Raw genomic sequence first — 17,934 nt, forward strand, 5'->3', positions numbered from 1 at the left:
CCTGGCATCGGATTTTTTATGTCTCTGCAACAGCAACTGCTCGACTTAGGTGAACTGTTCAACTTCTCGGATCTGAGCACCTTCACCCAAAACATCCCGATCGAGTGGGTGGCATCCGCTCTGGACTTGTCCGCCCAGGCCACCATAAGGCGGCGGCGTCTGCCCAGCGATCAGGTGCTCTGGCTGGTGCTTGGCATGGCCTTGTTCCGTGACGAGCCGGTGCATGAGGTCGCACGACGCCTGAATATCTGTGCCCAGGGGCTGGCCTCTCACGACCTGCTGGCCCGAAGCGGTGTCACCGAGGCGCGTAAACGATTGGGTGCCGATCCGGTTGAGTGGCTGTTTCGTCAGACGGGTAACCAGTGGGGTTGCGAGCGCTATGAGGGCGATACCTGGCAGGGCCTGCAAGTATTGGCCGTGGATGGCGCACTCCTGCGCACCCCAGACACGCCTGAACTCCGAGAGCATTTCGGCTCCGGCAATACCTCCACCGAGCGCCAGACGCCGTTTCCCATGCTGCGACTGGTAGCCCTGATGAACGTGCGCTCGCACCTGATTCTGGATGCGCAGGTGAGTCCCTACCGGCGCAGTGAGATGCGCTTGGCCGATGAGTTTATGCAGCAGATTCCCAATCAGTCGGTGACGCTGTTCGATAAGGGCTTCTGGAGTGCCGACTTGCTGTTGCGCCTGGGCGCCGCAGGGGAAAGCCGGCACTGGCTGATTCCGGCCCGCCAAGGGCTGGTTGGCGAGGAAGTCGCTCGTTACGGCAAGGGCGATCGTTTGCTGCGCATGAAGGTGTCGGCACAGGCACGAAAGCGCAACCCCGACCTGCCGACGCACTGGGAGGTACGTGAAGTCAGCTACGCCGTGAAGGACAAGATCAAGACAGTGCTCACCTCGCTGCCTGCGGATACTTACAGCGCCAAGACCATCGCCAAGCTGTATCAGGAGCGCTGGGAGATCGAGCTGGGCTTCCGGGATATCAAAAGCTCTCTGCAGCAGAATGCGATGACCCTGCGCAGCAAGGTAACGGAGCTGGTCTACCAGGAGGTCTGGGGCTTGTTGTTGGCCTACAACATCATCCGCCGCGAAGCCGGTCAGGCAGCCGTCGCCTTCGGCCGCTCTCCGGGCGACATCCGCTTCAAACCAGTAGCTCAATACATCGCCGTGCAATTGATCGTGATGGCGGCGGCCAACCCGATTTCAGCAACAGGAACACGATTGTCGGAGCTGAGAGCAGGAATCGGTGGGCTGTTTCTGGATCACCGTCCAAGGCCATCAAGACCAAGGACGGTGAAGATCTCAAAGACCCGTTATCCAGTGGATCGAAAGGCTGCTCCGCTTAAGTGAACAGCATTACGCCAGCGGCGGGTTTTTCTGCAGCACGACACTCAGCCGTTGAACACGTCATCCACCGACTTGAGCGGATAGTTCTTCGGATACGGCAGGGTTGCTACGCCACTTTCCAGCGCGGCCTTGGCTACGGCATCACACACTTCGGTGATCAGGCGCGGGTCCATCGGCTTGGGAATGATGTACTCGCGACCGAAGGACAGCGCCATGCCACCATAGGCGTCACAGACTTCCTGCGGTACCGGCAGTTTGGCCAGATCACGCAACGCCAGCGCAGCCGCGATCTTCATCTCTTCGTTGATGCGCGTGGCACGTACGTCCAGAGCGCCGCGGAAGATGAACGGGAAGCCCAGTACGTTGTTGACCTGGTTCGGGTAATCGGAACGGCCGGTAGCCATGATCACATCGGGGCGCGCTTCGCGGGCCAGCTCCGGCTTGATCTCCGGGTCCGGGTTGGAGCAGGCGAAGATGATCGGGTTGTCGGCCATCAGCTTGAGGTCATCCGGGCTCAGCAGGTTGGCACCGGACAGGCCGACGAACACGTCAGCACCGGTCAAGGCATCCTGCAGGGTGCGCTTGTCGGTTTCGCTGGCGAAGACTGCCTTGTACTGGTTGAGATCGTCGCGACCGGCATGGATCACACCCTTGCGGTCGATCATGAAGATGTTCTCGATCTTCGCGCCCATGCTGACCAGCAGCTTCATGCAGGAAATGGCCGCAGCGCCGGCACCCAGGCAGACGATCTTGGCTTCCGGCAGGGTCTTGCCGGCGATTTCCAGGGCATTGAGCATGCCGGCCGCAGTGACGATGGCGGTGCCGTGCTGGTCATCGTGGAACACCGGAATATCGCACTGCTCGATCAGCGTGCGTTCGATCTCGAAGCACTCGGGTGCCTTGATATCTTCCAGGTTGATACCACCGAAGGTGATGGAGATACGGCGAACGGTATCGATGAAGGCCTGCGGGCTTTCCGCCTCGACTTCGATGTCAAACACGTCGATGCCGGCAAAACGCTTGAACAGCACGCCCTTGCCTTCCATGACCGGCTTGGAGGCCAGCGGGCCGAGATCGCCCAGGCCAAGGATCGCCGTACCATCGGAAATGACAGCCACCAGGTTGCCCTTGCCGGTATAGCGGTAGGCCAGCTCCGGATCACGCGCGATTTCCCGCACCGGCTCGGCAACACCCGGGCTGTAGGCCAGGGCCAGGTCACGTGCGGTGGCGGTGGGCTTGGTGAGCTCGACGCTCAGTTTGCCCGGACGGGGCTGGGCATGATAGTCAAGCGCGGCTGTTTTCAGATCGGACATGTCGGTGGTTTCCGCTTTTTTTGGTTGACGTGCAGGCGGCCGAGCATACGGAAGATACCGTCCACGAACAAGACCGCCCGCCGCGCCACGGCCCGACACGGCCGCCTGCCGCTTAGCGCACCGGCTGCAGCAGCAGCGGGTGCTCCAGCGACAACTGCCAGCGTGCACGACCCGCTGCGACAGAACGTCGCTCGACAACCCAACCACGCACTTCCACGCGCTGTCCCTGCAGCGCGGGCCAGTCGATGGCGGCGAATTCTGCCGCCTGCGGCCTGGCAATACGTACCACCAGCTCGTCCATTTCCAGCCACAGGCCACCCCGGTTACGCTCCACACGCTGCACACGCCCGGCGATCAATGCAAAGCCGCCGCGCTGCAACTGCGCCGGCTGCAGCCACTGCGGCTGACGCCACACCCCCAGGCGCTGCGCACGCGCCTGCCGCTCAGCACGCTGCAGGCAGGCAGCCTGCGCGGTGTTAGGCGCCACCACCACCTGCCAGCCCATGCCGGCCGCCAGCAATTGTGCTTCCAGGCTGCCACCCTGGCGGTCGTAAAGGTGCGCCAGGCTGCGTCCATAGCGATCCCGCGCCTGCCGACCGGCCTGCAGGTAGAGCCGCTCGCCACTGGCCGCAACCAGCTGCGCAAGGTACTGCCGAGCCGCCTGGGCATGGGGCTGTGCCGGCTGGCCACGGCGCGCCAGCTCCGGCGCATTGATGCCGATCAGCCGTACGCTGCGCCCATCCTGCAGGCGCAAGGTATCGCCATCGACCACCCGTTCCACACGCACCTGCGGCAGACCGGCCGGCGGCGGCGGGCAGAAGGCCTGCAGCGCGGGCGAGAAAAGCCAGGCGATAAAAAAGGCGCCCAGCAGGGGCGCCTTTTTTCGCAGCAGGCCAGGCATAAGGTGCACTGTCCTGAGCATGCTTCGGCTTACTTGGTGCCGAACACGCCGAAACGCTGCTTGAAGCGATCGATACGGCCGCCGGTGTCCAGCACCTTCTGCTTGCCGGTGTAGAACGGGTGGCACTCGTTGCACACGTCGAGGCTGATGTTCTTGCCCAGGGTGGAACGGGTCTTGATCACGTTGCCGCAGCTGCAGGTGGCTTCGATCTCAACGTAATTCGGGTGGATATCGGCTTTCATGGAGGATTCCTCGGGTAGATTTGTGCCGCCACCCGACCCTATGTCGAGTACCGCACGCAAACAGGCGGGCGATCATACCAGAGCAAAAAGCGGATGCAAGCGCGCCACGGCTTGGCCCGACACGCGGAAATGCTAGGATCGCCGCAGCCTGATGGAGCCCACCGTGCCTGACCTGATTCTGCGCCTCGCCTTGCCTTCGCCGTTGCGGCGCCTGTTCGACTACCTACCGCCGGCCGGGGTCAGCGAACAGTTGCTGCAGCCCGGCGTGCGCCTGCGCGTGCCCTTCGGGCGGCGCGAGGTGATCGCCGTACTGATCGAGCGGGCCAGCCACAGCAGCCTGCCCGCCGACAAGCTGCGCCCGGCGCTGGCCCTGCTGGATCGCCAACCGCTGCTGCCGGCCAGCCTGTTTCGCCTGTGTCAGTGGACCGCGCAGTACTACCAGCACAGTCTCGGCGACACCTTCAGCTGGGCACTACCGGTGCTGCTGCGTCAGGGCGAAGCGGCCGAAGCGCGCGTCGAACGTTTCTGGGTCAAGCAGCCGCAGGCCTCCCTCGACGACCCGCGCCTGCTGCGCGCACCGCGCCAGCGCGAGGCGCTGCGTACCCTGGCGCAGCACCCGCATGGCATCGCGCACAGCCTGCTCGGCCAGTTGCAGCTCAATCGCGACAGCCTGCAACTGCTCCTGGAGAAAGGCCTGGTGTGCCTCGAAGAGCGCCGCCAGGCACCCCGCGAGCGCCATGGCAGCTGGCTGGCACAGCCCGCGCTGCCGCTCAACGACGAGCAGCGCCTGGCCGTCAGCGCCGTACAATCGGCTTTCAATCGCTTCCAGCCGTTCCTGCTCGCCGGCATCACCGGCAGCGGCAAGACCGAGGTCTACCTGCAGCTCATCCAGCAATGCCTGGAAGCTGGCAAGCAGGCGCTGGTACTGATCCCCGAGATCAACCTCGGTCCGCAAACCCTGGAGCGTTTCTCGCGGCGCTTCAATGCGCGCCTGGCCCTGCTGCACTCCAACGTCAACGACCGCGAACGTCTGGACGCCTGGCTGGCCGCGCGCGATGGCCAGGCCGACATCATCATTGGTACACGCTCGGCACTGTTCACCCCGCTCAAGCGCCCAGGGCTGATCATCATCGACGAAGAGCACGACGCGTCCTACAAGCAGCAGGAGGGCCTGCGCTACAACGCCCGCGATCTGGCGGTGATGCGCGCGCAACTGGAAAGCGTGCCCATCGTTCTCGGCTCGGCCACGCCCGCCCTGGAAAGCCTGCACAATGCCCATACCGGCCGCTACGCCCTGCTGCGCCTGACCCAGCGGGCCGGCGCGGCACAACCACCGCGCTTCCTGCGCTTGGACATCAAGAGCCTGCCGCTCGACTCGGGCATCTCCGGCCCCCTGCAACAGGCCATGCGCCAGACCCTGGAGCGCGGCCAGCAGGTGCTGGTGTTCCTCAACCGTCGTGGCTTTGCCCCGACCCTGCTGTGTCACGACTGCGGGTGGATCAGCCAGTGCCCGCGCTGCGACGCGCGGATGACCCTGCACCAGCGCTCCGGCGAACTGCGCTGCCACCACTGCGGGCATGCCGAACGCAGCCCGCGCAACTGCCCCAAATGCCGGCAGGTCGACCTGCGCCCGCTGGGTGCCGGTACCGAGCGCGCCGAAGAGCGCCTGACCACGCTATTCCCCGAGGTGCCGGTGCTGCGCATCGACCGCGACAGCACGGCACGCAAGGGCAGCATGGAGCAGCTGTTGCACAGCATCGGCAAGGGCCAGCCATGCATCCTGGTCGGCACGCAGATGCTCGCCAAGGGCCACCATTTCCCCCGCGTCACCCTGGTCGCCATCCTCGATGCCGATGGCGGCCTGTTCTCCACCGACTTCCGCGCCCCCGAACGCATGGCCCAGCTCATCGTGCAGGTCGCCGGACGCGCCGGGCGGGCGGAAACACCGGGCACCGTACTCATCCAGACCCACCTGGCCGAACACCCGCTGCTCGTCCAACTCACCGAACAGGGCTATTTCGCCTTTGCCGAACAGGCCCTCAGCGAGCGCCGCGCTGCCGGTCTGCCGCCCTTCAGCCACCTGGCCCTGCTGCGCGCCGAGGCCCATCAGCCGGGCCAGGCCGAGGCCTTCCTCGATGACGTGTGCAGCCTGGCCGAACAGTGGCTGGACCAGCTGCAGCTGAGCGGCATCGAACTGCTCGGCCCGGTACCCGCGCCCATGGAACGCCGCGCCGGGCGCTTTCGCGCGCAACTGCTATTACAGGGCAGCGCGCGGGCCAGTCTGCACCGTCTGCTCGGCAACCTGCTGGCGCAGGTCGAGTCACTGCCTTCAGCGCGCAGCGTGCGCTGGTCAGTAGACGTCGACCCGCTTGATCTTTTCTAGGCATCCGGCACGCCGCGTCATGCGCTTTTCCTTGTCGGTTATGGCTTGCCGCTTGCCGCTGCTCGTATAATGCGCAGTTTTCGACCAGCCGCGGCCGACCGAGCAGACCATGAAAGACACCATTCGCCACCTGATCCAGCACGCCCTGTCCAGCCTCGTCGCGACCGGCGAGCTCCCGGCCGGACTGACCCCGAGCATCCAGGTGGAAAACACCAAGGACAAAAGCAACGGCGATTTCGCCAGCAACATCGCCATGATGCTGGCCAAGCCGGCCGGGCTGAAACCGCGCGAGCTGGCGGAAAAAATCGTCGCCGCCCTGCCCGTCGACAGCCAGATCAGCAAGGTGGAGATCGCCGGCCCGGGCTTCCTGAATTTCTTCCAGAACAGCGACGCCCTGGCCCAGCGCCTTGAAGCGGCACTCGCCGACGCCCAGCTTGCCGTGCGCAAGAACGGACCGGCGCAGACTGTAGTGATTGACCTGTCCTCGCCCAACCTGGCCAAGGAAATGCACGTTGGCCACCTGCGCTCGACAATCATCGGTGATGCCGTGGCGCGGGTCCTGGAGTTCCTCGGCGACACGGTGATCCGCCAGAACCATGTCGGCGACTGGGGCACCCAGTTCGGCATGCTGCTGGCCTTCATGGAAGAAAACCCGGCTGCCGCGGAAAGCGAGCTGTCCGACCTGGAAGGCTTCTATCGCGCCGCCAAACAGCGCTTCGACGCCGCACCGGCGTTTGCCGAACGGGCCCGTGAGCTGGTCGTCCAGCTGCAGGCCGGTGATGCCGAATGCCTGCGCCTGTGGCACCGTTTCAACGATATCTCGCTGTCGCACTGCCAGAAGGTCTACGACCGCCTGGGCGTGAAACTCAGCATGGCCGACGTCAAGGGCGAAAGCGCCTACAACGCCGAACTGCCGGGAATTGTCGAAGCCCTGCGCAGCAAGGGCCTGTTGACCGAAGACAATGGCGCCCAGTGCGTATTCCTCGACGATTTCAAGAACGCCGAAGGCAATCCGCTGCCGGTGATCGTGCAGAAAGCCGGCGGCGGCTACCTCTACGCCACCACCGACCTGGCTGCGATGCGTTATCGCAGCGCAGTGCTCAAGGCGGATCGCGCACTGTACTTCGTCGATCAGCGCCAGGCGCTGCACTTCCAGATGGCCTTCGAGGTGGCGCGCCGCGCCGGCTTCGTACACCCCGGCATGCAGCTGGAACACATGGGCTTCGGCACCATGAACGGCGCCGACGGCCGGCCGTTCAAGACCCGTGACGGCGGCACGGTGAAGCTCATCGACCTGCTCAACGAGGCCGAAGAGCGCGCCTATGCGCTGGTCAAAGGCAAGAACCCGCAACTGGACGAGCCAAGCCTGCGCCATATCGCCCGTGCGGTGGGCATCGGCGCGGTGAAATATGCCGATCTGTCCAAACACCGCAGCAGCGACTACCGCTTCAATTTCGAGCTGATGCTCAGCTTCGAAGGCAACACCGCACCCTACCTGCTCTACGCCTACACGCGCATCACCAGCATCTTCCGCAAACTGGGCCAGAGCATCGAACAACTGGACGGGCAGATCAGCCTGCACAGCGAACAGGAGCAGGCACTGGCCGGCAAGCTCGCGCAGTTCGCCGAAGTGCTTGGCAACGTCGCCGACAAGGGCGAGCCGCACCTGCTGTGCGCCTACCTGTACGACCTGGCAGGACTGTTCTCCAGCTTCTACGAACACTGTCCAATCCTCGCCTGCGAAGACCCGCAGCAGCGCAGCAGCCGCCTGCGCCTGGCCGCCCTGTGCGGGCGCACCCTGAAGCAGGGCCTGGAGCTGCTCGGCCTGCAGCCGCTGGAGCGCATGTAACATGGCGGCGCGCAAGAAACCGGCCCCGAAACGCGGCGCCAGCCGCTATCAGGCCCCGGCGAAAAAGCCGGTGCCTGGCTGGGTATGGCTGGCCTGCGGGCTGGTGATCGGCGGTTTCTTCATGTTCCTGTTCAGCCTGGAACCAGGCCGTGACGAGGTGCGCCGTAACAAGCCGGAACAGGCCCGCCAGGCACCGAAAGCGCAGGCACAGAGCAGCGCGCCGAGCGCACGCCCGGAGCCGGTCAAGCCCAAATACGACTTCTACACCCTGCTGCCGGAGTCACCGGTCAGCTCACCCAAGGTCGACGAACCGCCACCACCGGCCACCGTCAGCGCCGAGGAAGCCGCGCGCATCGACCAGGCACGCGCCGAAGCCGCGCTACGCGGCGAAGTACCGCCGCCGCCTCCGCAGGTCGCCAGCGCGCAGACTGCCAGCACGCCACCCGCCGCCCAGCCAGGCAGCCGGTTTTTCCTGCAGGCCGGTTCGTTCCGCAAGCGCGAGGAAGCCGACCGCATGCGCGCGCAGCTGATTCTGCTCGGGCAAAGCGTGCAAATCGAGTCCGGCAAGGTGCGCGAGGAGACCTGGCACCGCGTGCTTATCGGCCCCTATGCCAGCCGCGAACAACTGGCCAGCGCTCAGAAGGCCCTGGCCGCCGATGGCTTCGGCAACCTGCTTCTGCAGCAGCGTTAAAGACGCTTTCTTGCTGGTGGCGGCTTGAAGCGGGCGGCATGTCGCCCCATATAGTCCTGCATCAGTCGCCAGCAGGAGCAGCCTCCCTTGACCACCATCGTTTCCGTACGCCGCAATGGCAAAGTCGTCATGGGCGGCGACGGCCAGGTTTCCCTGGGCAACACCGTGATGAAAGGCAACGCCAAGAAAGTCCGCCGCCTTTATCACGGCCAGGTACTGGCCGGCTTTGCCGGAGCCACCGCCGACGCCTTCACACTGTTCGAGCGTTTCGAAGGACAACTGGAAAAACACCAGGGTCACCTGGTGCGTGCTGCCGTGGAACTGGCCAAGGACTGGCGCACCGACCGCAGCCTGAGCCGCCTGGAGGCGATGCTGGCGGTGGCCAACAAGGACGCCTCGCTGATCATCACCGGCAATGGCGACGTGGTCGAACCGGAGCACGGTCTGATCGCCATGGGCTCCGGCGGCGGCTTTGCCCAGGCGGCCGCCCTGGCCCTGCTGCAGAAAGGCGATGCGGCCATGAGCGCCCGCGAGATAGCCGAAACCGCGCTGCATATCGCCGGCAGCATCTGCGTGTTCACCAACCAGAATCTCACCCTTGAAGAGCTGGACTCGGCCGTCTGAGCCGAATGCAGCGGAGCCTTGCCATGTCCATGACACCCCGCGAGATCGTTTCCGAGCTCGACCGCCACATCATCGGCCAGGATGACGCCAAGCGCGCCGTGGCCATTGCCCTACGCAACCGCTGGCGGCGCATGCAGCTGCCCGCCGAGTTGCGCCAGGAAGTCACGCCAAAGAACATCCTGATGATCGGCCCGACCGGGGTCGGCAAGACCGAGATCGCCCGCCGCCTGGCCAAGCTGGCCAATGCGCCCTTCCTCAAGGTAGAGGCCACCAAATTCACCGAGGTCGGCTATGTCGGGCGTGACGTCGAGTCGATCATCCGCGACCTGGCCGACGCCGCACTGAAGATGCTGCGCGAGCAGGAAGTCCAGAAGATGCGCTTTCGCGCCGAAGATGCCGCCGAGGAACGCCTCCTCGACGCCCTGCTGCCGCCCGCGCGCAGCTTTGGCGAAGAAGCTTCCGGCAGCGGCGAGTCGAACACCCGCCAGTTGTTCCGCAAGCGCCTGCGCGAAGGCCAGCTCGATGACAAGGAAATCGACATCGAGGTCGCCGACACCCCGGCCAGCGTGGAAATCATGAGCCCGCCCGGCATGGAGGAAATGACCAGCCAGCTGCAAAACCTGTTCTCCGGGCTCAGCAAGGGCAAGCAAAAAACCCGCAAGCTCAAGGTCAAGGACGCCTTCAAGCTGATCCGTGACGAGGAAGCCGCGCGCCTGGTCAATGAGGAAGAACTCAAGGCTCGCGCCCTGGAAGCGGTCGAGCAACACGGCATTGTGTTCATTGACGAAATCGACAAGGTCGCCAAGCGCGGCAATGTCGGCGGTGCCGACGTGTCCCGCGAAGGCGTGCAGCGCGACCTGCTGCCGCTGATCGAAGGCTGCACGGTGAACACCAAGCTGGGCATGGTCAAGACCGACCATATCCTGTTCATCGCTTCGGGGGCTTTCCACCTGAGCAAGCCCAGCGACCTGGTTCCCGAACTGCAGGGCCGCCTGCCGATCCGCGTGGAACTCAAGGCCCTCTCGCCGGATGACTTCAAGCGTATTCTCAGCGAACCGCATGCCTCGCTGACCGAGCAGTATGCGGCGTTGCTGCAGACCGAAGGCCTGCGCATCGAGTTTGCCGAAGAGGGCATCCAGCGCCTGGCCGAGATCGCCTGGCAAGTCAACGAAAAGACCGAGAACATCGGCGCGCGCCGCCTGCACACCCTGCTTGAGCGTCTGCTCGAAGAAGTATCGTTCAGTGCCGCCGACCTGGCCGCGCAGCACAACGAGGCGCCCATTCGCATCGACGCAGCCTATGTGAACAGTCACCTCGGCGAGCTGGCCCAGGACGAAGACCTGTCGCGCTACATCCTCTAACAAAACCACCAGCGCCAAGCCACAAGCACACCGCGACGACTGTTGGCTTGGCGCTTGGCGTTTGGAGCTGCTCATGCCCATCCCCAGTGCCATCAAGCTGCACAAAGCCTCTCGCATCCTCGAGCTGCGCTACGGCGAGCAGAGCTATCGCCTCGATGCCGAATTCCTGCGCGTCCACTCGCCCTCTGCCGAGGTGCGCGGGCATGGCCGGCCAATCCTGCAATACGGCAAGCAGCACGTTGCCCTGCTGGCGGTGGAGCCAGCTGGCAACTACGCACTCAAGCTGATCTTCGACGACGGCCACGACAGCGGCCTGTACCACTGGGACTACCTGTACCAGTTGGCGACCGAGCATGACAGCCTGTGGCAGCGCTATCTGCAACAGCTGCATGCCGCCGGGCGGCGGCGTGATCCGGACGAAAGTATCGTGCGCCTGCTCGACTGAGCCCTACAGCCTCGCGGTTAGTAGGCTTTTTCTAATCCGCACCGTCATACTCAGTGCCATTCTCTCGCCAGGCAGTGCTTGCGCAATCTCCGAAAGCCGGGTAATCAGGAAAACAGCAGCTTGCATCGACACGGCCATGTCCGCGTCATGAAAGTGCGCGAAGCTCGCTTCGCACCCCTGCAATAAGAACCCGAGCCGTACCGGATCTTGCCCTGCGCCTTGCTCAGCCGTGGCCGGTAACCGTCTCAGGACAATGGAGCGTTCGAAGAAGATGACCAACAAGAATAAAGACTTGCCTCTACAAGCCGCAGAAAGCACCCTAGGCCTCAATCCGGTAATCGGCATGCGCGGCAAAGACCTGCTGTCCAGCGCGCGCATGGTGCTGGGCCAGGCCATTCGCCAGCCGATCCACAGCACCAAGCATGTCGCACACTTTGCCGTGGAACTGAAGAACGTGCTGCTGGGCAGCTCGGAGCTCAGCCCGGAAAGCGACGACCGTCGCTTCAACGACCCGGCCTGGAGCCAGAACCCCCTGTACAAACGCTACATGCAGACCTACCTGGCCTGGCGCAAGGAACTGCATGAATGGATTGACCACAGCAACCTGCCGGAAAAGGACATCAGTCGCGGCCACTTCGTCATCAACCTGATGACCGAAGCCATGGCACCGACCAACAGCATGGCCAACCCCGCAGCGGTCAAGCGCTTCTTCGAAACCGGCGGCAAGAGCCTGCTCGACGGCTTGTCGCACCTGGCCAAGGACCTGGTCAACAACGGTGGCATGCCCAGCCAGACCGACATGACCGCCTTCGAGGTCGGCAAGACCCTGGCCACCACGGAAGGCGCCGTGGTATTTCGCAACGAGGTGCTGGAGCTGATCCAGTACAAGCCGACCAACGAGCAGGTGCACGAGCGTCCGCTGCTGGTGGTACCGCCGCAGATCAACAAGTTCTACGTCTTCGACCTGTCGCCAGAGAAAAGCCTGGCGCGCTTCTGCCTGCGCAGCGGCATCCAGACCTTCATCGTCAGCTGGCGCAACCCGACCAAGGCACAGCGCGAGTGGGGTCTGTCGACCTATATCGATGCGCTCAAGGAAGCCATCGACGCCATCCTGCAAATCACCGGGGCTAGCGACCTGAACATGCTCGGCGCCTGCTCCGGCGGCATCACCACCGCCGCCCTGCTCGGCCATCTGCAGGCCACCGGCGAGAAGAAGGTCAATGCCTTCACCCAGCTGGTCAGCGTGCTCGACTTTACCCTGGACACCCAGGTAGCCCTGTTTGCCGACGAGCAGACCCTGGAAGCCGCCAAGCGGCGCAGTTACCAGGCCGGCGTGCTGGAGGGCAAGGACATGGCCAAGGTGTTCGCCTGGATGCGCCCCAACGACCTGATCTGGAATTACTGGGTCAACAACTACCTGCTCGGCAACGAGCCGCCGGTGTTCGACATCCTCTACTGGAACAACGACACCACACGTCTGCCGGCCGCCTTCCACGGCGAGCTGGTGGAAATGTTCAAGACCAACCCCTTGCTGCGCGCCAATGCCCTGGAAGTGTGCGGTACGCCGATCGACCTCAAGCAAGTCACCTGCGACTTCTTCTGCGTCGCCGGCACTACCGACCACATCACGCCCTGGGAGGCCTGCTATCGCTCGGCGTTGTTGCTGGGCGGCAAGTGTGAGTTCGTACTGTCCAACAGCGGGCATATCCAGAGCATCCTCAACCCGCCGGGCAACCCCAAGGCACGCTACATGACCAACAGCGAACTGCCTGCCGACCCGCAGGCCTGGCTGGCCAGCTGCAGCAAGCACGCCGACTCCTGGTGGCTGCACTGGCAGAGCTGGGTGCAGGAACGCTCCGGCAAGCTGAAGAAAACCAACTTCAATCTGGGCAGCAAGGCCTTCCCGCCCGCCGAAGCCTCCCCCGGCACCTATGTGCACGAGCGCTAAGCGGTCCGGCCCGACCTTCACCCCTTTGCGGCACACCACGCCGCCCGCCCATCCGGCCCGATGCCGGATGGGCGTCGGCACGCCGCAAGCCACTACATAGGGCCTCGCACCGATGTCGCAACCTTTCATTTTTCGTACCATCGAGCTTGGCGGCCAGTCGCTGCGTACTGCGGTACGCCCAGGCGATGGCTCCATGACGCCGCTGCTGATCTTCAACGGCATCGGCGCCAACCTCGAACTGGTCATGCCGTTCGTTCGCGCCCTGGATCCCAATCTGGAGATCATCGCCTTCGACGTGCCTGGCGTGGGTGGCTCCGACACGCCCAGCACGCCTTACCGCTTTCCCGGCCTGGCCAAGCTGGCCGCTCGCATGCTCGACTACCTCGACTACGGCCAGGTCAACGTGATTGGCGTGTCCTGGGGGGGGGCACTGGCCCAGCAGTTTGCCCACGACTACCCCGAGCGCTGCAAGAAACTGATTCTTGCCGCGACCGCCGCGGGGGCGATCATGGTTCCCGGCAAACCCAAGGTACTCTGGCGCATGGCCAGCCCGCGCCGCTACATCCAGCCGTCCTACGGCGTACATATCGCCCCGGATATCTATGGTGGGGCGTTCCGCCGCGACCCCAAGCTGGCCCTGGCACACGCCAGCAAGGTGCGCTCGGGTGGCAAACTGGGTTACTACTGGCAGCTGTTCGCTGGCCTGGGCTGGACCAGTTTCCACTGGCTGCACCGCATCAAGCAGCCCACCCTGGTACTGGCCGGCGATGATGATCCAATCATCCCGCTGATCAACATGAAGATGCTGGCCTGGCGCATTCCCAACTCGGAACTGCACGTGATCGACGATGGCCACCTGTTTCTGGTGACCCGCGCGGAAAGCGTGGCACCGATCATCCTGCGCTTCCTTGCCGAGGAAAAACGACGCGCCATCATTCATCCGCACGCCGCACCAAGCCGTACAAGCTGAACCAGGCCCGTTTGTCGGGCCTTGCTGCTTGACCCGTTCCGGGACAACAGGCAGGGTGTAGATGCCCGCCTCGCCGGGCTACCTGCTGGCCGTGCACACAGGCACAGGCCTTGCAGCTCCCGCACCACGGAACGACAACGGAGCGCCCATGCCCGAACAGCCGCAGAAGCTGTCAACGGACACAACCCTTAGCGTGCAGCAGAGCATGCTCGGCCTGCCGGGCCGCGACCTGCTGGATACCCTCAAACTCCTGCTGCTGCAGGGGCTGCGCCAGCCAATGACCAGCAGCCATCACCTGCTGCAGCTCAGTGCGCAATTACTCCAGGTCCTGCTCGGCCGCAGCACGCTGCAGGCCGATCCGCAGGATCGTCGCTTCAGCGACCCGACCTGGCGCCACAATCCGCTGTACCGGCGCGCCCTGCAGGCCTACCTGGCCTGGCAACAGCAACTGCATGCCTGGCTGGACGACAACAGCCTGAGCGACGATGACCGGGCCCGCGCGCACTTTGTCCTGCGTCTGCTGGGCGACGCCCTGGCTCCGTCCAACAGCCCGCTCAATCCGCAAGCCATCAAGGAGTTGCTGGACACCGGCGGGCACAGCCTGCTCAAGGGGGCCTGTCAGTTACTCGCCGACCTGCGTGACAACCATGGCCTGCCGCGCCAGGTCGACGAGCAGGCCTTCAGTGTCGGCGGCAACCTGGCTTGCACACCGGGCCAGGTGGTCTGGCGCAACGAGCAACTGGAGCTGATCCAGTACCATCCGCAGCAAGCACGCCAGTACCAGCGGCCGCTGCTGATCGTGCCGCCGCAGATCAACAAGTACTACATCTTCGACTTGAGTCCACATAACAGCCTGGTGCGCTATGCCCTGCAACAAGGCATCGCGGTATTCATGATCAGCTGGCGCAATCCGCACCCCGCGCATCGCGAGTGGGGTATGGACGACTATGTCGCCGCCCTCGCCCAGGCCCTGGAAGTGTGCCGCGACATTTGTCAGCAGCAGCCGGTCAACCTGATGGGCGCCTGTGCCGGCGGCCTGTGCATGGCGCTGCTGCAAGGCTACCTGCAGCAGCGCCGACAACTGCGCCGCGTGGCCAGCGCCACCTATCTGGTAACCCTGCTGGACAGCCAGCTGGACAACCCGCTAAGCCTGTTCGCCAGCGAAGCGGCCCTGCAGGAAGCCAAGCGCCGCAGCTATCTGGAAGGCGTGATGGATGGCAAGGAGATGGCCCGGGTGTTTGCCTGGATGCGCCCCAATGACCTGATCTGGCACTACTGGGTGAACAACTACCTGCTCGGCCGGCGCCCTCCGGAATTCGACATTCTCTACTGGAACAGTGACAACACCCGCCTGCCCGCCGCGCTGCATGGCGAGCTGCTGGATTTCTTCCAGTACAACCCGCTGCGTAACGCCGGCACGCTGCAGGTCTGCGGCAAAGCCATCGACCTGCGCAAGGTACGCCTGGACAGTTTCAGCGTGGCCGGCATCAGCGACCACATCACGCCCTGGCAGGCGGTTCATCGCTCCGGCCTGCTGCTCGGCGGGCAACAGCATTTCGTGCTGGCCAACAACGGGCACATCCAGAGCATCCTCAACCCACCGGACAATACCCGGGGCTGGTTCTATAGCGCAGCACATCGCGCTGCATCGCCCGAGGACTGGCAGAGCACCGCGACTCGCCAGCCTGGCAGCTGGTGGCCTGAGTGGATGAGCTGGCTACAGGCACGTAGCGGTGAGCTGCAGGACAGCCCCGAGCAACTGGGCAACGCTCAATATCCGCCACTGCAGGCCGCTCCAGGCAGTTACGTCCATGTTCGCTGAGCCCGCTCAGCACTTCTTGCACGGGAACACAGGCAAGGCATGAAAACCCGCGACCGCATCCTCAACTGCGCCCTCGAACTGTTCAACCGTGATGGCGAGCCGAATGTCACCACGCTGGACATCGCCAACGAGCTGGGCATCAGCCCGGGCAACCTGTACTACCACTTCCACGGCAAGGAACCGCTGACCATGCAGCTGCTGGAACGCTTCCAGGCAGACATGGCGCCGCTGCTCGACCCGCCGCTGGAAGCCAGGCTGGACGTCGAAGACTACTGGCTGTTCCTACACCTGATCGTCGAGCGCATGGCGCAGTACCGCTTCCTCTTCCAGGACCTCTCCAACCTGGCCAGCCGCCTGCCACGCCTGGCCCAGGGCATGCGCCATTGGCTGAACACGCTCAAGCGCACCCTGGCCAGCCTGCTGGCCCGCCTCAAGGCCGAAGGACTGCTGGTCAGTGAGGCGCAGGCGCTAGGGCAGCTGGTCGAGCAGATCACCCTGACCCTGCTGTTCTCCCTGGATTACCAACGCATTCTCGGCACCCCGGGCAACAGCCAGCTGGTGGTATTCCAAGTCATGATGCTGGCTGCACCACACCTACAGGAGCAACCCCGCCAGCTGGTCGAGCAGCTGGCGCACAGCTACCTGCAGGCCTGAAAAACAAAAGCCCGGCACAAGGCCGTAATGCTGTTCACTTAAGCGGAGCAGCCTTTCGATCCACTGGATAACGGGTCTTTGAGATCTTCACCGTCCTTGGTCTTGATGGCCTTGGACGGTGATCCAGAAACAGCCCACCGATTCCTGCTCTCAGCTCCGACAATCGTGTTCCTGTTGCTGAAATCGGGTTGGCCGCCGCCATCACGATCAATTGCACGGCGATGTATTGAGCTACTGGTTTGAAGCGGATGTCGCCCGGAGAGCGGCCGAAGGCGACGGCTGCCTGACCGGCTTCGCGGCGGATGATGTTGTAGGCCAACAACAAGCCCCAGACCTCCTGGTAGACCAGCTCCGTTACCTTGCTGCGCAGGGTCATCGCATTCTGCTGCAGAGAGCTTTTGATATCCCGGAAGCCCAGCTCGATCTCCCAGCGCTCCTGATACAGCTTGGCGATGGTCTTGGCGCTGTAAGTATCCGCAGGCAGCGAGGTGAGCACTGTCTTGATCTTGTCCTTCACGGCGTAGCTGACTTCACGTACCTCCCAGTGCGTCGGCAGGTCGGGGTTGCGCTTTCGTGCCTGTGCCGACACCTTCATGCGCAGCAAACGATCGCCCTTGCCGTAACGAGCGACTTCCTCGCCAACCAGCCCTTGGCGGGCCGGAATCAGCCAGTGCCGGCTTTCCCCTGCGGCGCCCAGGCGCAACAGCAAGTCGGCACTCCAGAAGCCCTTATCGAACAGCGTCACCGACTGATTGGGAATCTGCTGCATAAACTCATCGGCCAAGCGCATCTCACTGCGCCGGTAGGGACTCACCTGCGCATCCAGAATCAGGTGCGAGCGCACGTTCATCAGGGCTACCAGTCGCAGCATGGGAAACGGCGTCTGGCGCTCGGTGGAGGTATTGCCGGAGCCGAAATGCTCTCGGAGTTCAGGCGTGTCTGGGGTGCGCAGGAGTGCGCCATCCACGGCCAATACTTGCAGGCCCTGCCAGGTATCGCCCTCATAGCGCTCGCAACCCCACTGGTTACCCGTCTGACGAAACAGCCACTCAACCGGATCGGCACCCAATCGTTTACGCGCCTCGGTGACACCGCTTCGGGCCAGCAGGTCGTGAGAGGCCAGCCCCTGGGCACAGATATTCAGGCGTCGTGCGACCTCATGCACCGGCTCGTCACGGAACAAGGCCATGCCAAGCACCAGCCAGAGCACCTGATCGCTGGGCAGACGCCGCCGCCTTATGGTGGCCTGGGCGGACAAGTCCAGAGCGGATGCCACCCACTCGATCGGGATGTTTTGGGTGAAGGTGCTCAGATCCGAGAAGTTGAACAGTTCACCTAAGTCGAGCAGTTGCTGTTGCAGAGACATAAAAAATCCGATGCCAGG

Annotated in this window: 15 protein-coding genes; 11 read left to right on the top strand and 4 right to left on the bottom strand. The window is 63.9% G+C overall.

Annotated elements, in window-relative coordinates:
- The first annotated feature begins 18 nt into the window (after nucleotides 1-18).
- On the top strand, nucleotides 19-1,350 hold the full coding sequence (locus CW360_RS11995; protein WP_170307333.1) for an IS4 family transposase: 1,332 nt from the start codon (nucleotides 19-21) through the stop codon (nucleotides 1,348-1,350).
- 41 nt (nucleotides 1,351-1,391) lie between these two features.
- On the opposite strand, the gene CW360_RS12000 is transcribed toward CW360_RS11995, so the two are convergent.
- The 3 genes from CW360_RS12000 to rpmE all read right to left on the bottom strand — a co-directional run bounded on the left by CW360_RS12000 (nucleotide 1,392) and on the right by rpmE (nucleotide 3,803).
- Entirely contained in the window at nucleotides 1,392-2,660 is a 1,269-nt protein-coding gene (locus CW360_RS12000; protein ID WP_101193871.1) for a malic enzyme-like NAD(P)-binding protein, read from the bottom strand.
- Nucleotides 2,661-2,772: 112 nt separating this feature from the next.
- Nucleotides 2,773-3,561 (bottom strand): thermonuclease family protein, encoded by a 789-nt coding sequence (locus tag CW360_RS12005; protein ID WP_101193872.1) that lies wholly within the window; start codon nucleotides 3,559-3,561, stop codon nucleotides 2,773-2,775.
- A gap of 29 nt (nucleotides 3,562-3,590) precedes the next feature.
- Complete coding sequence (gene rpmE / locus CW360_RS12010) at nucleotides 3,591-3,803, bottom strand: 50S ribosomal protein L31 (RefSeq protein ID WP_093984630.1); 213 nt, start codon at nucleotides 3,801-3,803, stop codon at nucleotides 3,591-3,593.
- A 163-nt stretch (nucleotides 3,804-3,966) separates the two neighbouring features.
- Between rpmE and CW360_RS12015 the strand changes: the two genes are divergently transcribed.
- The 10 genes from CW360_RS12015 (at nucleotide 3,967) to CW360_RS12065 (ending at nucleotide 16,550) form a co-directional block, all read left to right on the top strand.
- A complete protein-coding gene (locus CW360_RS12015) occupies nucleotides 3,967-6,186 on the top strand; it encodes a primosomal protein N' (protein WP_101193877.1) in 2,220 nt (739 codons plus the stop codon).
- Between the two features lie 109 nt (nucleotides 6,187-6,295).
- Nucleotides 6,296-8,035 (top strand): arginine--tRNA ligase, encoded by a 1,740-nt coding sequence (argS, locus tag CW360_RS12020; RefSeq protein ID WP_101193873.1) that lies wholly within the window; start codon nucleotides 6,296-6,298, stop codon nucleotides 8,033-8,035.
- 1 nt (nucleotide 8,036) lies between these two features.
- Nucleotides 8,037-8,726 carry an SPOR domain-containing protein gene (locus tag CW360_RS12025; RefSeq protein ID WP_093984628.1) on the top strand — a complete coding sequence of 230 codons (690 nt, stop codon included), beginning with the start codon at nucleotides 8,037-8,039 and terminating at the stop codon, nucleotides 8,724-8,726.
- An 87-nt stretch (nucleotides 8,727-8,813) separates the two neighbouring features.
- Complete coding sequence (hslV, locus tag CW360_RS12030) at nucleotides 8,814-9,350, top strand: ATP-dependent protease subunit HslV (RefSeq protein WP_093984627.1); 537 nt, start codon at nucleotides 8,814-8,816, stop codon at nucleotides 9,348-9,350.
- A gap of 23 nt (nucleotides 9,351-9,373) precedes the next feature.
- On the top strand, nucleotides 9,374-10,711 hold the full coding sequence (hslU, locus tag CW360_RS12035) for an ATP-dependent protease ATPase subunit HslU (RefSeq protein ID WP_093984626.1): 1,338 nt from the start codon (nucleotides 9,374-9,376) through the stop codon (nucleotides 10,709-10,711).
- Between the two features lie 73 nt (nucleotides 10,712-10,784).
- The gene (locus CW360_RS12040) at nucleotides 10,785-11,156 is read left to right on the top strand and encodes a gamma-butyrobetaine hydroxylase family protein (RefSeq protein ID WP_093984625.1); all 372 of its coding nucleotides are present in this window, start codon (nucleotides 10,785-10,787) and stop codon (nucleotides 11,154-11,156) included.
- A 271-nt stretch (nucleotides 11,157-11,427) separates the two neighbouring features.
- Complete coding sequence (gene phaC, locus CW360_RS12050; RefSeq protein ID WP_101193875.1) at nucleotides 11,428-13,104, top strand: class II poly(R)-hydroxyalkanoic acid synthase; 1,677 nt, start codon at nucleotides 11,428-11,430, stop codon at nucleotides 13,102-13,104.
- A gap of 112 nt (nucleotides 13,105-13,216) precedes the next feature.
- Nucleotides 13,217-14,074, top strand: coding sequence for a poly(3-hydroxyalkanoate) depolymerase (phaZ, locus tag CW360_RS12055; protein ID WP_093984622.1), 858 nt, complete (start codon nucleotides 13,217-13,219; stop codon nucleotides 14,072-14,074).
- A 148-nt stretch (nucleotides 14,075-14,222) separates the two neighbouring features.
- Entirely contained in the window at nucleotides 14,223-15,896 is a 1,674-nt protein-coding gene (gene phaC / locus CW360_RS12060; RefSeq protein ID WP_101193876.1) for a class II poly(R)-hydroxyalkanoic acid synthase, read from the top strand.
- A gap of 39 nt (nucleotides 15,897-15,935) precedes the next feature.
- On the top strand, nucleotides 15,936-16,550 hold the full coding sequence (locus CW360_RS12065) for a TetR/AcrR family transcriptional regulator (RefSeq protein WP_093984620.1): 615 nt from the start codon (nucleotides 15,936-15,938) through the stop codon (nucleotides 16,548-16,550).
- Between the two features lie 34 nt (nucleotides 16,551-16,584).
- Here CW360_RS12065 and CW360_RS12070 read toward each other — a convergent pair whose 3' ends face one another.
- Nucleotides 16,585-17,916 (bottom strand): IS4 family transposase, encoded by a 1,332-nt coding sequence (locus tag CW360_RS12070; protein ID WP_170307333.1) that lies wholly within the window; start codon nucleotides 17,914-17,916, stop codon nucleotides 16,585-16,587.
- Between the last annotated feature and the right edge of the window lie 18 nt (nucleotides 17,917-17,934).

Source organism: Pseudomonas fluvialis (genome assembly GCF_002835605.1).
GTDB classification, from domain to species: Bacteria; Pseudomonadota; Gammaproteobacteria; order Pseudomonadales; family Pseudomonadaceae; genus Aquipseudomonas; species Aquipseudomonas fluvialis.

What these genes read in the sequence shown, in the direction of transcription:
- CW360_RS11995 (WP_170307333.1), top strand. Translation starts at nt 19, where the DNA reads ATGTCTCTGCAACAGCAACTGCTCGACTTAGGTGAACTGTTCAACTTC.
- CW360_RS12000 (WP_101193871.1), bottom strand. Translation starts at nt 2,660, where the DNA reads ATGTCCGATCTGAAAACAGCCGCGCTTGACTATCATGCCCAGCCCCGT.
- CW360_RS12005 (WP_101193872.1), bottom strand. Translation starts at nt 3,561, where the DNA reads ATGCCTGGCCTGCTGCGAAAAAAGGCGCCCCTGCTGGGCGCCTTTTTT.
- rpmE (WP_093984630.1), bottom strand. Translation starts at nt 3,803, where the DNA reads ATGAAAGCCGATATCCACCCGAATTACGTTGAGATCGAAGCCACCTGC.
- argS (WP_101193873.1), top strand. Translation starts at nt 6,296, where the DNA reads ATGAAAGACACCATTCGCCACCTGATCCAGCACGCCCTGTCCAGCCTC.
- CW360_RS12025 (WP_093984628.1), top strand. Translation starts at nt 8,037, where the DNA reads ATGGCGGCGCGCAAGAAACCGGCCCCGAAACGCGGCGCCAGCCGCTAT.
- hslU (WP_093984626.1), top strand. Translation starts at nt 9,374, where the DNA reads ATGTCCATGACACCCCGCGAGATCGTTTCCGAGCTCGACCGCCACATC.
- CW360_RS12040 (WP_093984625.1), top strand. Translation starts at nt 10,785, where the DNA reads ATGCCCATCCCCAGTGCCATCAAGCTGCACAAAGCCTCTCGCATCCTC.
- phaC (WP_101193875.1), top strand. Translation starts at nt 11,428, where the DNA reads ATGACCAACAAGAATAAAGACTTGCCTCTACAAGCCGCAGAAAGCACC.
- phaZ (WP_093984622.1), top strand. Translation starts at nt 13,217, where the DNA reads ATGTCGCAACCTTTCATTTTTCGTACCATCGAGCTTGGCGGCCAGTCG.
- phaC (WP_101193876.1), top strand. Translation starts at nt 14,223, where the DNA reads ATGCCCGAACAGCCGCAGAAGCTGTCAACGGACACAACCCTTAGCGTG.
- CW360_RS12065 (WP_093984620.1), top strand. Translation starts at nt 15,936, where the DNA reads ATGAAAACCCGCGACCGCATCCTCAACTGCGCCCTCGAACTGTTCAAC.
- CW360_RS12070 (WP_170307333.1), bottom strand. Translation starts at nt 17,916, where the DNA reads ATGTCTCTGCAACAGCAACTGCTCGACTTAGGTGAACTGTTCAACTTC.